Annotated in this window: 11 protein-coding genes; 5 read left to right on the top strand and 6 right to left on the bottom strand. The window is 70.4% G+C overall.

Annotated features, from left to right (window positions below; genetic code table 11):
* The first annotated feature begins 10 nt into the window (after positions 1 to 10).
* The 3 genes from CXP56_RS14570 (at position 11) to CXP56_RS14560 (ending at position 3,644) form a co-directional block, all read left to right on the top strand.
* Complete coding sequence (locus CXP56_RS14570; RefSeq protein WP_342665112.1) at positions 11 to 802, top strand: SDR family NAD(P)-dependent oxidoreductase; 792 nt, start codon at positions 11 to 13, stop codon at positions 800 to 802.
* A 231-nt stretch (positions 803 to 1,033) separates the two neighbouring features.
* Positions 1,034 to 1,846, top strand: coding sequence for a class I SAM-dependent methyltransferase (locus CXP56_RS14565; RefSeq protein WP_286901471.1), 813 nt, complete (start codon positions 1,034 to 1,036; stop codon positions 1,844 to 1,846).
* A gap of 271 nt (positions 1,847 to 2,117) precedes the next feature.
* Positions 2,118 to 3,644, top strand: coding sequence for an aldehyde dehydrogenase family protein (locus tag CXP56_RS14560; protein ID WP_286901468.1), 1,527 nt, complete (start codon positions 2,118 to 2,120; stop codon positions 3,642 to 3,644).
* A gap of 21 nt (positions 3,645 to 3,665) precedes the next feature.
* Here CXP56_RS14560 and CXP56_RS14555 read toward each other — a convergent pair whose 3' ends face one another.
* Positions 3,666 to 4,292 carry a TetR/AcrR family transcriptional regulator gene (locus tag CXP56_RS14555; RefSeq protein ID WP_156899217.1) on the bottom strand — a complete coding sequence of 209 codons (627 nt, stop codon included), beginning with the start codon at positions 4,290 to 4,292 and terminating at the stop codon, positions 3,666 to 3,668.
* A 303-nt stretch (positions 4,293 to 4,595) separates the two neighbouring features.
* On the opposite strand from CXP56_RS14555, the gene CXP56_RS14550 reads away from it, so the two are divergent.
* Positions 4,596 to 6,191, top strand: coding sequence for a helix-turn-helix domain-containing protein (locus CXP56_RS14550; RefSeq protein WP_028847815.1), 1,596 nt, complete (start codon positions 4,596 to 4,598; stop codon positions 6,189 to 6,191).
* 196 nt (positions 6,192 to 6,387) lie between these two features.
* The gene (locus CXP56_RS14545) at positions 6,388 to 7,902 is read left to right on the top strand and encodes a class I adenylate-forming enzyme family protein (RefSeq protein WP_286901465.1); all 1,515 of its coding nucleotides are present in this window, start codon (positions 6,388 to 6,390) and stop codon (positions 7,900 to 7,902) included.
* A 54-nt stretch (positions 7,903 to 7,956) separates the two neighbouring features.
* On the opposite strand, the gene CXP56_RS14540 is transcribed toward CXP56_RS14545, so the two are convergent.
* The 5 genes from CXP56_RS14540 to CXP56_RS14520 form a co-directional block, all read right to left on the bottom strand.
* Complete coding sequence (locus tag CXP56_RS14540) at positions 7,957 to 9,303, bottom strand: MFS transporter (protein WP_084609217.1); 1,347 nt, start codon at positions 9,301 to 9,303, stop codon at positions 7,957 to 7,959.
* Positions 9,304 to 9,346: 43 nt separating this feature from the next.
* On the bottom strand, positions 9,347 to 10,828 hold the full coding sequence (locus tag CXP56_RS14535; protein WP_286901463.1) for an amidohydrolase family protein: 1,482 nt from the start codon (positions 10,826 to 10,828) through the stop codon (positions 9,347 to 9,349).
* Positions 10,825 to 11,766: a fumarylacetoacetate hydrolase family protein gene (locus tag CXP56_RS14530; protein ID WP_286901461.1), complete on the bottom strand. Its 942-nt coding sequence runs from the start codon at positions 11,764 to 11,766 to the stop codon at positions 10,825 to 10,827. Before CXP56_RS14530 ends, CXP56_RS14535 begins: the two co-directional genes overlap by 4 nt.
* A 116-nt stretch (positions 11,767 to 11,882) precedes the next feature.
* A complete protein-coding gene (locus tag CXP56_RS14525; protein WP_286901460.1) occupies positions 11,883 to 12,911 on the bottom strand; it encodes an enoyl-CoA hydratase/isomerase family protein in 1,029 nt (342 codons plus the stop codon).
* 91 nt (positions 12,912 to 13,002) lie between these two features.
* On the bottom strand, positions 13,003 to 14,160 hold the full coding sequence (locus CXP56_RS14520) for an iron-containing alcohol dehydrogenase (protein ID WP_286901459.1): 1,158 nt from the start codon (positions 14,158 to 14,160) through the stop codon (positions 13,003 to 13,005).
* Positions 14,161 to 14,164 lie beyond the last annotated feature (4 nt).

Here is a 14,164-nt window from a genome sequence, read left to right as displayed (position 1 = left end):
TTTCGACACGTTGACAACGAAGTCTCGCGAGGGAAATGATTGTACCGATCAGTCAGTACCTGGAGGAGCTTTGTCGTCCGCACCGAGAACAGCGCTGGTCACCGGCGGTTCGCGGGGAATCGGCGCGGCGATCACACGGGCCCTGTCCGCTCGCCAGTTGCGCGTCGCCTGTACCTATCGGTCTAGCCGGGACGAGGCCGAGCGGATATGCACCGAACTACCGGTACAAGCTTTGGCGCTGCCGTTCCAGCTCGGCGACCCTGAATCGGCACACTCGGTCGTCGGCTCCGTCCTGCGCGAGTGGGGGCGACTGGACGCCCTGGTGCTCAACGCAGGCATGTGGCGAGGCGGCCGCGTCGACACGCTCGATCCGACGCAATGGTGGGGCGTGCTGGAAGCCAATGTGGGCGGTAACGCGCACCTGGTCCGCGCGGCCCTTCCCGCGCTCCGCGAAGGCACCAACCCCAGCATCACGTTCATCTCGTCGGTGGTGGGGTTGCGCGGCTTCGCTGGTGACACGGCTTACGGCAGCGCCAAGGCGGCACTCATCGGCTTCGCCAGGTCGTTGGCCAAGGAGCTGGGCCGCGACGGGATCCGCGTCAACGTCCTCGCTCCCGGCTACGTGGAGACCGACATGACCGCCGCAGTTCCCGACTCCTCGCGCCGGCGCATCGCCCAGCGCGTCGTCATGCGCCGGTTCGGCAGCGCCGACGAGATCGCCGCGGCGGCGGTCTTCTTGGCCGAGGACGCCACGTACTGCACGGGTACCGTGCTGGTCGTCGACGGCGGCTGGAGCCTGTGACTCCCCGTCGCCCGCCCGATCGGACGACTCCTGCCTGGCCGGTGGCCACTGGCCACGACCGGCGGCCGCGCGCCACGCGGCACGCGCCCATTCGGCCTACCGCAAGCGCCGGCCCAGAGCAATGGCCGGCCCAGCCACGACGAGGCGCAATTCCGGCACGGCAGACCGCGAACCACAGGGGGAACGCCGTTGCCCGCACCCCGCGGGTGACGCGGAAGCCGGAGGATCCTCATGACCAGCACGACCGCCTTCGACGAGATCAAGGCCAAGCAACAGAAGATCTGGAGCAGCGGCGACTACGGCAAGATCGCCTGGATCACCGTCCCGGTCGCCGAGACGCTGACCGAAGTCACCGAGCTGCGCCCCGGCGCGCGGGTCCTGGACGTCGCGACGGGCACCGGACACGTGGCGTTGTCCGCCGCGCGCAGGTTCTGCGCCGTGACCGGCATCGACTACGTCCCCGTGCTGGTCGAAGCCGCCCAGCGCCGTGCGGCGGCCGAAGACCTGGCGGTCGAGTTCCAGGAAGCCGACGCCGAGAACCTTCCGTTCGACGACGCCTCGTTCGACTACACGCTGTCGGCCATCGGCGTCATGTTCACCGCCGACCACCAGCGCACGGCCGACGAGCTGGTCCGGGTCACCAAACCCGGTGGGCGCATCGGCCTGGCCAACTGGACCGCGGCGGGATTCGTCGGCCGGTTGCTGCAGACAGTGGCCGCCCACGCCGCACCGCCCCCGGGCTCACTGCCGCCCGTGCGGTGGGGCGACGAAACGACCGTGGCGGAGATGCTCGGCGACCGCGTCTCGGACATCGGCTTCGCCAGGACCACGGTGACCCAGCGCTTCCCGAACGCGGAGTTCTTCGCGGACTTCTTCCTCGCCCACTACGGCCCGACCCACATGGCCGCGGCCCGCCTGGACGAGGACGAGCGTGCGGCCTTCCGCACCGACATGATCGCGCTGGCCGACGAGGCGAACCGGGCCACGGACGGCACGCTGGCAGCCGACTGGGAGTACTTGATCACGATCGCCACCAAGAGCTGACACCCGGCCCGCCAGCGCCCGCCTCGGAGCGCGGGCGTTCTTCCGCCGCTGCTCACTCCCGGGCGCCCTCCCCCTGAGCCACCCCGGATGCTTTCCACCTCCAGCCCCCCGGATGCCTTCCACCTCGGCCACCACAGGCACCCCCACCCCCAGCAACCCCAGTCACCCTCCACCCCCAGCAACCCGGATGCGTTTCGCCCATGGCCACACCCGGGTAGGCGGGGACAGCCCTTTCCACCCGCTTCTCCACCCGCTTCGGGACGGAGTGACCATGTCAGCCTCCACCGGCGTCGAGCCGATCCACACCGAACTGCTGATCGACGGCGCAGAGATCCGGGCAGGCGGCCAAGAGCCGGTACGCAACCCGGCGGCCCCGGACGAAGTCGTCGGGTACATCTCCGCGGCGACGCGCGAGCACGCCACCGCCGCCGTCGACGCCGCGGTCGCCGCGTGGCCGATCTGGAGCGAGATGTCCGCAGGCAAGCGTGCCGGGATCCTCACTTCGGCACTGCAGGGCCTCGGCCAGGAGCAAGCACGCGCCGAGTTGCTGACGCGCGAGAACGGAAAAGTGCTCCAGGAAGCGCAGATCGAACTCGGTGTGTTCGTCGCACGGTGTCAGCTCGCCGCGTCACTGGCCGATCAGCTCGGCACCAGTCAGGATCTGCCGGTCCCCGCCGACGACGCCGAGTCTGCGACGGCTCCGGCCCCGTCGCTGCCGCCGTTCCGCTCTCGGGTGGACGCCTTGCCGGTGGGAGTCACCACGATCGTCGTGCCGTACAACTGGCCGCTGGCGATCTTGGCGGCCAGCCTGCCCTACGCGCTGGTGGCCGGGAACCCGGTGATCGTCAAACCACCACCGACCAGCCCGCTTGCCGTGGTCGAGACACTGCGCCTGCTGGCGCGCGGGCTGCCGCCCGGCGTGCTGAACGTGGTCACCGGTGACAACGACGCCGTGGCGCCGCTGATCGAGGACCGGCGGGTCCAGAAGATCGTCTTCACCGGAAGCACGGCCGCCGGCCAGTACATGATGACCACCGCGGCCAAGAACCTCACCCGTGTCACGCTGGAACTGGGCGGCAACGACCCCGCCGTCGTGCTCGACGACGCCACTCTCGACGAAGCCGCCGTGCAACAGCTGGTCACCGGCGCGTTCCTGACCTCCGGGCAGGTGTGCATGGGCATCAAACGCCTCTACGTACATCGCAGCCGGTACCACGAGGTGCTCGACGGCATGTCGGACGTCCTCGGCGGATACCGCATCGGGAACGGGCTCGACCCCGGCACGTCCATGGGACCGCTCAACAACGCGCGGCAGCGCGACAAGGTGCGCGAGCTGTGCGACCAGGCGCGCGCCGCCGGGCACCCGGTACGGGAACTCGGCACGGTCGATCCCGCGGCGGAGTCCGCAGGCGGCTATTTCCTGCCCGCCATGCTGGTGCTCGATCCGCACGCCGACAGCGGCATCGTGACCACCGAGCAGTTCGGACCCGCGCTGCCGGTCATCCCGTTCGACGACGAAGACGCCCTGATCGACCGGCTCAACGACGAATGGGCCGGTTTGTGCTCGTCGGTGTGGACCGCGGACCCGGATCGGGCCGCCACGGCCGCGCACCGACTCCGCACCGGGACCGTGTGGGTCAACAACCACAACGCCGTGGCGCAGGACGACCGCGCTCCGTTCGGCGGCTTCCGGCACAGCGGTACCGGGCGCGAGCTCGGGGTGGAGGGCCTGCTCGACTTCACCGAGCCGCACACCGTGACCTACTCCGTGCCCGAGGACACCGGCGCGCGGTCCTGAGCCGGGCCGCCGGGGTTCACCTCAGCGGTGGGCACTCATTGGTGCGGGCGCGGGCTCCTCGGCGACGTCCACCCCGAGCGTCCGCCCGGCCAGCTCGATCAGCAACCGCTCCAACGCCCGGACGCCGAGCTTGCTGCGGTGGTAGGCGATGCAGTTCATGGTGCCGAACGCGGCCACCACCGTGGTGCGCGCTTCCGCGTCGGACACCTCGGGAACCACCTGCCGCAGCGTGTCGCACCACATCGCCAGGTAGTCGCGCAGCACCTGGCGGAACCGGCGCCGCTCCTGCGGCGGCAGGATCGACTCCTCGCGCTGGTAGATGGGGATCATGGCGGGCTCGCGCAGCGCCAGGCCGACGTGGAACCGCACCAGCGCGGCCAGCACCTGGCGCGGTGCCCCGGCCCGCGACGCATCCCGCATGCCCGCCGTGAGCTGGTCGCTCAACCGATCGAACAACCCGATGAGCAACGCTTCCTTACTCGGGAAGTGCCGGTAGATGCCGGTCGCGCTCAAGTTGCACGCGGCGGCGACGTCGCGCATGCCCACCGCGTCGTAACTGCGCCGGGCGAACAGGTCGAGCGCGGCGGACAGAATCGCCTCCCTGCGCACCGAGCCCGGCAGACGCTTGCGCGGGATCGTGTCGGTCATCAACCAGCCTCCTGCTGACAGCGCGACGAGCGCACGACACTGACCGTAGGCAATGATCGCCCCTTCCCCCCGCGCCGAACGGCCCGGGGTGGGCCGACAGCGCCGATCGCGCTGATCCGGATCGGCCGTGCGCTCGGGCCGACCACCCGCCACCGGCGGCACCGCCGATCGCCGGATCGGCACATCGATCGCACGAAGGCGATGTGACCAGGGAAAACTCCGGGCGTACCGGTGAGCTCGGCGGAACGCTCCTGGCACTGGCGACCTCCCGTTCCCCGCCGCCGTGCGGCCTAGACTGCGTCCATGTCGGCGACCACGGTGCGATACCTGCGTCGGCTACTTGCGGCCAGGGACCAGACCCAGGCGATGCAGGCGTGCGTCGATCACACGGCCGAGGTACTGGGCTGCGAGGTGTCCTGGACCGGCTTGGTCGACGGAGACCGGCTGGTCATGGGCGCCCACCGCGGGTTGGTGACCTCCGAAATGGCGTCGACCTGGCACCTGGGCGTCGGGGAAGGCATCGGCGGGAAGGCCGTCGCCGAACGCCGTCCGATCGCCAGCCGGGACTACCGGCACGACTCCCGCCGGGTGCCGCTGCTCAAACGGCTCATCGACGACGAAGGCATCCTCGCCACGCTCGCCGTCCCGCTCCTGGTCGCCGAGTCGGCCATCGGTGTCCTCTACGCGGCCAGGCGCCGCGTGCACTCCTGGACCGAGCGGGAGAAGGCGATCGCGCTGGAAGCCGCACACGACCTTGCCGTGCGGCTGCACCAGCTCCGCGGTCACGAGCAGGCCCTCGGCGCCCGCGACGATCTCCTGCGGGTGGCCGGAGAAGTCGCCGCGCTGGCCAAGAACCTCGACGTGTCCGCGCCGACCGCTGTCGTCGATTACCTGGCGCACCGCCTCGACGTACGCGTGGAGCTGCATGGCCCCCACGACCAGCTCATCCATGCCGCCGGGCAGGAACGGCCGGACGGCACGACGGCGTGGCGTGACCGGCTCAGCGACTCGCCCGCGACGACCCTGACGGTGGTCTCCGCCGGTGAGCTCGGCGAAAGCGGGCACGCCCTGGTCGAGCTGTGTGCGGCGCTGGCGCGGCTGCAGGCGCTTCGGGTCACCGAGCGCGAGCGCGTCGTGGAACGCATCACCGGTGACCTGGTCGACCGGCTGTTGTCCGGCCGGTTCACCGATCCCGCCGCGCTCGCCCGGCAGGCGGCCATGGCCGGGATCGACCTCGCACCGCCGTCCCACGTGATCGTCGTGCGCCGGCGCGACCGATCGGCGCTGGACCCGGCACAGGCCACCGCCGTGGCCAGGGCATTGCAGGCGGCCTTCCGTTCGTGCACGACGATCCTGCGGGACGACCGGCTGGCCGGCATCGTCGGCGAACCGACATCAGCCGACCTGACCAAGGCGCTCGCCGAGGCGTTGCGCGGGACCAAACCCCCCCTGGTGGCCGGCGTCGGCAGGCAGTGCCTGGAGATCGTCGACTACTCGATGTCCTACGACGAAGCGCGCGCGGCGGTCGAAATCGCCATCAACGACGGCAGCCCGGCCTCCGTGGTCTCCGCCTACGAGCTGGGCATCCTCGGGGTGGCCAGCCTGCCCGTCGACCACCTGCGCACCACCGTCCGGGATCTCCTCGGCCCCTTGGCGGACAGTGACAACGACCGGGGCACCGAGTACGTCGCCACGCTTCGGGCCTACCTGCAACACGATCGCCACCTCGCCCGCACCGCCGAAGCGCTGCACGTGCACTACAACACCGTGCGCTACCGCATCGCCAAGATCGAGCAGCTGCTCCGGGCGGACCTTCGTGACGTGGACGTTCGCTTCCGCCTGGAAACCGCGTTGCGCATGCACCGGCTGATCGAGGCCGTCGACACCGACGGGCCGTGAAACGTCATCGCAACAGTCACACCGCCCGGTTCGGGTGCGGCGTCGTCGTTGTTGTCATGGCGTGACAACGATCCACGGGAACGCTGGCGTGGCAAGCCGTCGCGGTGCGGCCGGCCCGACCGGCACGCTCGGTGCGTACCGATCGTCACTCCAGCGACCGAAGGGGTGCCATGACTCACCGGTGGATGTGGTCACGATGACCGTGTTGCGCGAATACCTCGTCGAAGCCGTGTCCCGGCACGGCGACCGGCCCGCCGTGGTGGACCGCGGCCGGACCTGGACGTACCGGGAGCTGCTGGCCGCCGCTGCGTCGGCGGCCAGGCATCTGCAGGACCTCGGCGCCGAGGCGGGCACGCCGGTGGCACTGCTGATGCACAACCGGGTCGAGTACCTGGTCGCCGACCTGGCCGTCGCGATGCTCGGCGCGGCCAAAGTCCCGCTCAACACCATGTTGTCCGCCCAGGAGCACGCCTACATGCTGCGCGACAGCGGCGCACGCATCTGCCTGGCCGAGCGCGAGCTGTGGACAGCGGCCGAGCAAGCGGCTGACGGCCCGCTCGATGCGACCGCGATCCTCGTCGAGGACGGCGCCTGGCAAGCGGTCGTCTCCGGGGCTCCGATCGACAAGCCCGGGCCGGTGGCGGACGACGACCACGGCGTGATCATGTACACGGGCGGCACGACCGGCCGCCCCAAGGGCGTGGTGCACACCCAGCGGTCCCTGGCCATGAACCTGCTGAGCCACCTGCTGGAAATGGACCTGCACGCCGACGACGTCCTGCTGCTCACCTCGCCGCTGCCGCACAGTGCCGGCTTCCTGGCCCAGGCGGCGCTGACCCGCGGCGCCACGGTGCACCTGGAGCAGCGCTTCGACCCCGCGGCGGTGGTGGACCGGATCGAGCGGGACCGGATCACCTACCTGTTCCTGGTGCCGACCATGATCTACCGGCTGCTCGACGAGATCTCCGGGCGCGCGAGCTTCGACGGGACGTCAGTCCGCACGATCCTCTACGGCGCAGCCCCCATCACCACCGAACGCCTGCGCCAGGGACTGGCCACGTTCGGCCCGGTGTTCGTCCAGCTGTACGGGCAGACGGAGGCGCCGAACTTCATCACCCGGCTCCGCCGCGACGACCACCGGGTCGATCCAGGCAGGGAACACCGCCTGCGCAGCTGCGGTCAGCCGGTGCTGATGACCCAGGTCCGGATCCGCCGGGAAGACGGCTCGGAGTGCCCGGCCGGGGAGGTCGGGGAAGTGACCGCACGCACCCCGTACACGACCGTCGGCTATCTGAACCGGCCGAAGGAGACCGGCGAAGCGCTCCGCGACGGGTGGCTGCACACCGGAGACCTCGGCTACGTGGACGAGGACGGCTTCCTCTACCTCGTCGACCGGAAGAAGGACATGATCATCACCGGCGGACTGAACGTCTACACCGCCGAGGTCGAGCGCGGCCTGAGCCAGATCCCCGGGGTGCGCGAGGTTTGTGTGGTCGGAGTTCCGCATCCGGACTGGGGCGAGGCGGTCGTCGCGTACGTCGTCGCCGAGCCGGAAGCGGACCTGACTCCCGAGAAGGTCATGGCCGGGGCCCGCGACCGCCTCACCTCCTACAAGCGCCCGAAGGCCGTCGTCATGACCGACCGCCTGCCCACCACCGCGGTCGGCAAGATCGACAAGAAGGCGCTGCGGGACCGGTGGCCCGGCTGGTGACGCACGCCAGCGAGGTGGCGCCGGGGGCCCGGCGCCACCTCGCTGGAACGGTGATCAGGCAGCCGGCGAACCTTGCGGCAGCGGCTCGTCCGCCACTGCAGGCGCAACCGTCCTTCCGGCCCGGCGGAAGTGCCCGACCGCGACGGTCAGCGACAGCAGTGCCACCACCACGTTGATGACCACCACCCAGGTCACCGAGCCGGTGGCGGCCACGATCGACGTCGCCACCAGCGGCAGGAACCCGGCGATGACGTAGGCCAGCGAGTAGGCCATCGAGACGCCGGTGTAGGCCACCTTGGTCGGGAACAGCTCGGCGAGTACCGAGCCGGCGGTCGCCTGGTAGGCGGTGACGAACACGTAGGCGGTGATCATGCCGATCGACGCGCCGAACAAGCCGCCGATGGTCAGCAGCGGGAAGAACACGATCGCGGCCGGGATCATCATGATGGCGATCCACAGCAGCGCGTACCTCCGGTGCTTGCCGTCCAGGTTCAGGCCGGTCAGCACCATCACCACCAGGCCCACGGCGCTGCCGAACGCGGTGGCCAGCAGCATGGTGTCCTGCGAGTAGCCCTGGGTGCTCACCGCCCAGCCGACGGCGTAGGGGCTGAGCGTGTAGCCCAGCACCGCCACGGACAGCACGTAGACCACGCCGCGCAGCAACGCACCGGGGTGTTCCTTGATCAGCGTGGCCAGCGGCACCCGCGGCGGTTCCTGCTCCACGGCCTTGGTGAACAGCGGGCTCTCGGTCAGCCTACGGCGGGCGACGAAACCGAACACCACCAGCACCGCGCTGAAACCGAAGGCGAGGCGCCAGCCGTACTCGACGAACCCGGCCGGGCCGACGTAGCTGGCCGCCAGCATCACCAGCACCGCCAGGAGAATGCCCGAGTTGGTACCCAGAGCGGGCGCGATCCCGTACAGGCCGCGCTTGTTCCGCGGTGCGTGCTCGACCGCCATGAGCGCCGCCCCACCCCATTCGGCACCCGCGGCCAGGCCCTGGATCAGGCGCAGGACGAGCAGGATCGCCGGCGCGGCCAGGCCGATGCTGGCGTAGGTCGGGACGAGCGCCATCGCCACCGTGGCCAGGCCCATCGTCAGGAAGGTCGCGATCAGCACTCGTTTGCGGCCGAACCGGTCACCGAAGTGCCCGCCGACCACCGCGCCCAGCGGGCGCACGACGAAGCCGACGGCGAACGTGGCCAAGGCGCCGAGCTGGCCGGCCACCGGGTCGCTGGCCGGGAAGAACTGCGGCCCGAACACCAGCACCGCGGCGAACCCGTACAGCGTGAAGTCGTAGAACTCGATGGCGGTGCCGACGACGCTGGCGCGCATCACCCGTCGTGCTTCGGCAGGTGAGACGTCGGCCCCAGTGGGAGGGTGGGCAGTACGGTCGCTCATGGGGCTCCCTTCGTCGTTGAACCGGAGTGGTGAGCGAAAACCTTCAGGCTCCTTGCCTGTCCCGCGTCTGGCGGACGGGGCGCCGCTCGACGCCGCTGTTGCTCAGCCGGTGCTCGGCGGGCGTGCCCATCCACGACGGCATCTCCGGCCACAGCCCGCCCGCCTTCTCGGCCTCCTTGCGGATCCACGCGGCGGATTCGTCCAGCGCGGCGATCGCCTTGGCGCTCAGTCGGGGGTCGAGCCTGCCGTTCGTCTTCACCGGGCGGCCGCCCACCAACACCGTGTCGACGTCGGCCACGGTCACCTGCATGACGATCGCGTCGATCACGTGCGCCGCGGCCCGCAACCGTGGCGTGTCGGTGCGGATGAACACCAGGTCCGCGGCCTTGCCCACCTCGATGGATCCGCAGACGTCGCCCAGACCGAGACCACGGGCGCTGCCGAGGGTCGCGAAGTGCAGGACGTCCTCGGTACGCAGCGCGACACCGTCCAGGCCGGAGGTTCCGGCGGTCTCGATGACCGGCTGGTGGTACCGGTGGCGTTCCGCGGACATCGCCAACCGCATGACGGCGAACAGGTCCGGACCGTTGTTGGACTGGATGTCCGATCCCAGGCCGGTGGTGACTCCGGCCCGGTCGGCGGCACGCACCACGATGTGCCCGATGCCCATGCCCAGCTCAGTTTCCGGTGTCGAGCTCACCGCGCAGCCGGCATCGGCCAGGATCTTCAGGTCCTCGGCGTCGCTGGTGTTGCAGTGCGAGTGCAGCTGGCCTTCCCAGATCAACCCGGCGTCGTGCCATCGCCGGATGTCCGACGGCTGCCCGCCGGCGTGATAGCGGGTGTTGGTGTGGGCGTGCACCAACGCGTTCAGCTCCCGGCCGGTCCGGAACTCGTCAGCCACCTGTTCCAGGGACGCACGGCCCATTTCGGTCAGCGCGACCCCGAACCGCACGTGGTCGTCGTCGGACGGGAAGTGCTGAGACCGCACACGCCGCGCGTCCGCGTACCGCTGCTCCGGTGTGGTGAACCATGGCTCGTCCAGCGGCGGGTCGTAGAAGCCGTAGCACCACACGCCGCGGATGCCCGACTCACGGAAGGCCTCGATGCCGGCGTCGGCGTGCTCCGGGGTGAGGATGCAGTGCGAGAAGTCGACGGTCGCGGTGATCCCGGCATCCAGCATGCCGGCCGCGCCGCCCAGCGTGCCGTTGTAGATGTCCACCGCGCGGTGCCGGAGCGAGTGGTTGCGGCGGATGGTCCAGAAGTACTCGTCGAGGGTGAAGTTCGCGGTCACCGCCCGCATGGTGGCCTGCCACAGGTGGTGGTGGCTGTCCACCATGCCCGGCATGATCCAGGCCCAGGAGACGTCCACCACGTCGGTACCGGGACCCGCCTCCAGGTCCGGCCCGATCCGGCTGATGATGCCGTCGCGCACCTCGATGTCGACCCGGCGCACGTCCCTGTCGCGCGGGTCGCCGAGCACGACCTCGGCACCTCGGTAGATGGTGCTGGAGCTGGTGCTGCTCATGCTTGCCTCCACTGCGCTCGCGTCGGGCTGGCCACCACCGGGCTGACGATCTCGCCGAGCGGCCCGGCATCCAGCCGCACCACGTCGCCGTCGGCGAGCCAGCCGCGGAAACCTTCGGTCGCGGAATGTTCCAGCAAGCATCCGGTGGGCACCGTGCCCGCCGCAACGACGTCGCCGGCGACCAGATCCGCCCCGATCGAGGCGAAGGCGACGATCTCCCCGTACGACCAGTCCATGCCGACGTAGCGAGTGCCCGGCGCCGTCACCCGCTCGCCGTTGACCGAGGCACTGACCGGGATGTCGAGGCCGTCCGGACGCCGGAACGCCGCCGCCTCGTCGGCGGAGAGAATCCACGGCCCGAGTGAGATCGCGGCGTCCTTGGCCTTGCCGAGGCCGATCTGCATGGCGCGCTCCTCGGCTTGGAAGTCCCGCGCGCTCCAGTCGCAGAACAGCACGTATCCGGCGATGAGCTGCTCGGCCTCCTCGGCGGTCAGGTCGCGTCCGCCTCCGCCGAGGACCGCGGCGATCTCCAGCTCGAAGTCGAACGCCTGGCAGCCGGGCGGGATCGTCACCGCAGCGGTGGCCGAGTGCACGGAGTTCGGGTTGGAGAAGTAGAAGCCGGGGCGCTGCTGCCACACCTCGCCGAGCGGTGCCAGATCACCACGGCTGCGCCGGGTGTTGCGGATGTGCTGGAGGAAACCGACGCAGTCGCGCATGCTCGCCGGCGTCGGAACCGGCGCCAGCAATTCCCACTCGTCCAGCGCGGACGCCGACGGCTCGGCGTCTTCCAGCCGGCCGGTGTGCAATGCGCGAACCGCGTCGGCGAAGCCCCAGTGCTCCGGAAGGCGATGCACCTTGTCGTCGACCACGAGGGCGAACCGAGCCGAAGGTGTGCCGGATGCGGATCGAGCTTGCTCGCGGACGCGGACCAGCTTCATCGCCACTCCAGATCTACACTCGAGCCTACATTTACACTGTAATGTAGATATTGCGCCTGCGTCTGCCGGGAGTCAAGAGGAAATACGTCCGTTTTGCCGCACGCGGGCGCCGGAACTCAAGACCGGTCGACGACCCAGCGGACGACACCGTCACGGCCGGTGCCCAAGTACTCCGACGCCGCCCACCTGGGCGACCGGTCCTTGTCGACCAGTACCGCGCGCACGCCTTCCAGAAAGTCGGGACTGGTCACCACGCGCCTGGCGGCCGCACGTTCGGCATCGAGGCATTCCCGCAGGCTGCGCTGCCTCCCCCACAGCAACAGGTCGAAGGTGAGGGCCAGGCTTTGCGGCGACATCGCTTCCAGCGTGGCCAGGGTCCGACGCGCCCACGCGCTCCCGTCGTGGCGCAGCCGCCGGAACACCTCGTCCAGGTCGGTGACGTCCCCGAACACCGCATCGATGGTGTCTCGGTGACGGGCCAGCCCGGACGGTTCAGGCCGCGAGACGTGCCGTCGCAAGATGGCGTCGACGGGGCCAGCCTCCTCCGCCAGTGCTTGGCGAACGGCATGGAGATCCGCGGCCTTCACGTAGTGGGTAGCCAGCCCCACGTCGAGGGCGTCCGCAGGGCTGAGCCGCGCGCCCGTCAGCCCCAGATAGAGGCCGAGGCCGCCGGGGAGCCGGGACAAGAAGTAGGACGCCCCGACATCGGGGAAGAAGCCGATGGCCGTCTCCGGCATGGCCAGCACTGCCCGTTCGGTCACCACCCGGAACGGCCCGTGCACCGACAAGCCCAGCCCGCCGCCCATGCACACGCCGTCGATCAGCGCGACGACGGGGATCGGGTAGGACGCCAGCATCTCGTTCACCCGGTACTCGGTGGCGAAGAACTCGTCGCTGGCGCGCGGATCGCCCTCCAGGGAGTTCTGCCGGACGCGCCGGATGTCCCCGCCCGCGCAGAAGACGCCGTCGACCGCGCTTTCCACGGTGATCACCCGCAGCGGCTCGTCCCGCCATTCCTCCAGGGCGCGGCGGATGGCCATGATCATGGGCAGGTTCACCGCGTTGCGAGCCTGCGGGCGGTGCAGCCGGATGCGCGCGACACCGCCGTCACGGGCGAACCGCACGCCGTCGATGTGCTCAGCCATGGTCCGGCCCTGCGAAGCCGGTGGACACCCGGGTTCGGTCGACGGCCGCGTACGGACCATCGGCACGCTCGCTCATCTCGGACGACCCTTCTCAGTAGATCTCACTGTAGATGGCGGCCACGTCGTCGGGCGTGGGGACGCGTGGATTGTTGGCGGGCGAGCCGGAGGCGATGGCCTGCTCGACCATCGTCGGGATCTTCTGCCGCCATGCCCGCTCGTCGATGCCGTACGACCGGGGGGTCGGCACGGCCAGGTCGTTGCACAGCGCTTCGAGCTCGTCGACCAGCGCCTGGGCGGCCGTGGCGTCATCGTCGTCGGCCGCCGCGCAGCCCAGCGCCCGAGCGCAGTCGGCATAGCGGGCCTCGGCCGCCGGAACCGAGTACCGCGTCACCGCGGGCAGGAGCATGGCGTTCGCCAGGCCGTGCGCCACGTGGAAGTGCGCGCCGATGGGGCGGCTCATGCCGTGCACCAACGCGACGCTGGAGTTGGAGAAGGCAATGCCCGCTTGCGTGGCGGCCAGCATCATCGCCTCCCTGGCCTGCCGGTCCGAGCCGTCGGCATACACCCGACGCAGCGCCGATCCGATCGTCCGGATCGCCGTCAGGCTCATGCCGTCCGAGAAGCGGTTGGCCTTGCGGCTGACGTAGGCCTCGATGGCGTGGGTGAGCGCGTCGATGCCGGTGTCCGCGGTGAGCCGGGCAGGCATGGTCAGCGTCAGCTCGTAGTCGACGATCGCCGCGGCGGGCAGGAAAGCCGGGCCGATGCACAGCATCTTCTCGTCGGTACGGCTGTCGGTGATCACGGTGAACTGGGTGACCTCCGACCCGGTACCCGCCGTGGTCGGCACGGCGACGATCGGCAATGCGGGTCCGTCGTTGCTGCGCGGCGCCTTGTACTCGGCCATCGCGCCGCCGCTGACGGCCAGGAGCGCGAGCGCTTTGGCCGTGTCGATCGGGCTGCCGCCGCCGAAGCCGACCAGCACGTCGGCGTCGTGCGCGGTCACCGCCGCCAGGCCGGCGGCCAGTGAGTCGGTGGTCGGGTCGGGAACAGTGCCGGACCACACCGCGGCGCTCAGGCCCGCGTCGGCGAACGTCTGCACCAGCTCGTCCGCGGCCCCGTTGCCCGCCAGGAAGGAGTCGGTGACCACGAGCGGGCGCCGCCCGCCCACCTCGGCCACCAGGGCGCCGGCCTTGTGGCGTGCGCCCGCTCCGATCAGGATCCGGCTCGGCTGGGCGACAGTGGAGATCATGCGA

It is taken from the genome of Thermocrispum sp. (genome assembly GCF_002919275.1).
Taxonomy (GTDB): Bacteria; Actinomycetota; Actinomycetes; order Mycobacteriales; family Pseudonocardiaceae; genus Thermocrispum; species Thermocrispum agreste.
Note: the sequence above shows the minus strand (reverse complement) of the source record. Positions and strands in the feature narration are given on the sequence as shown.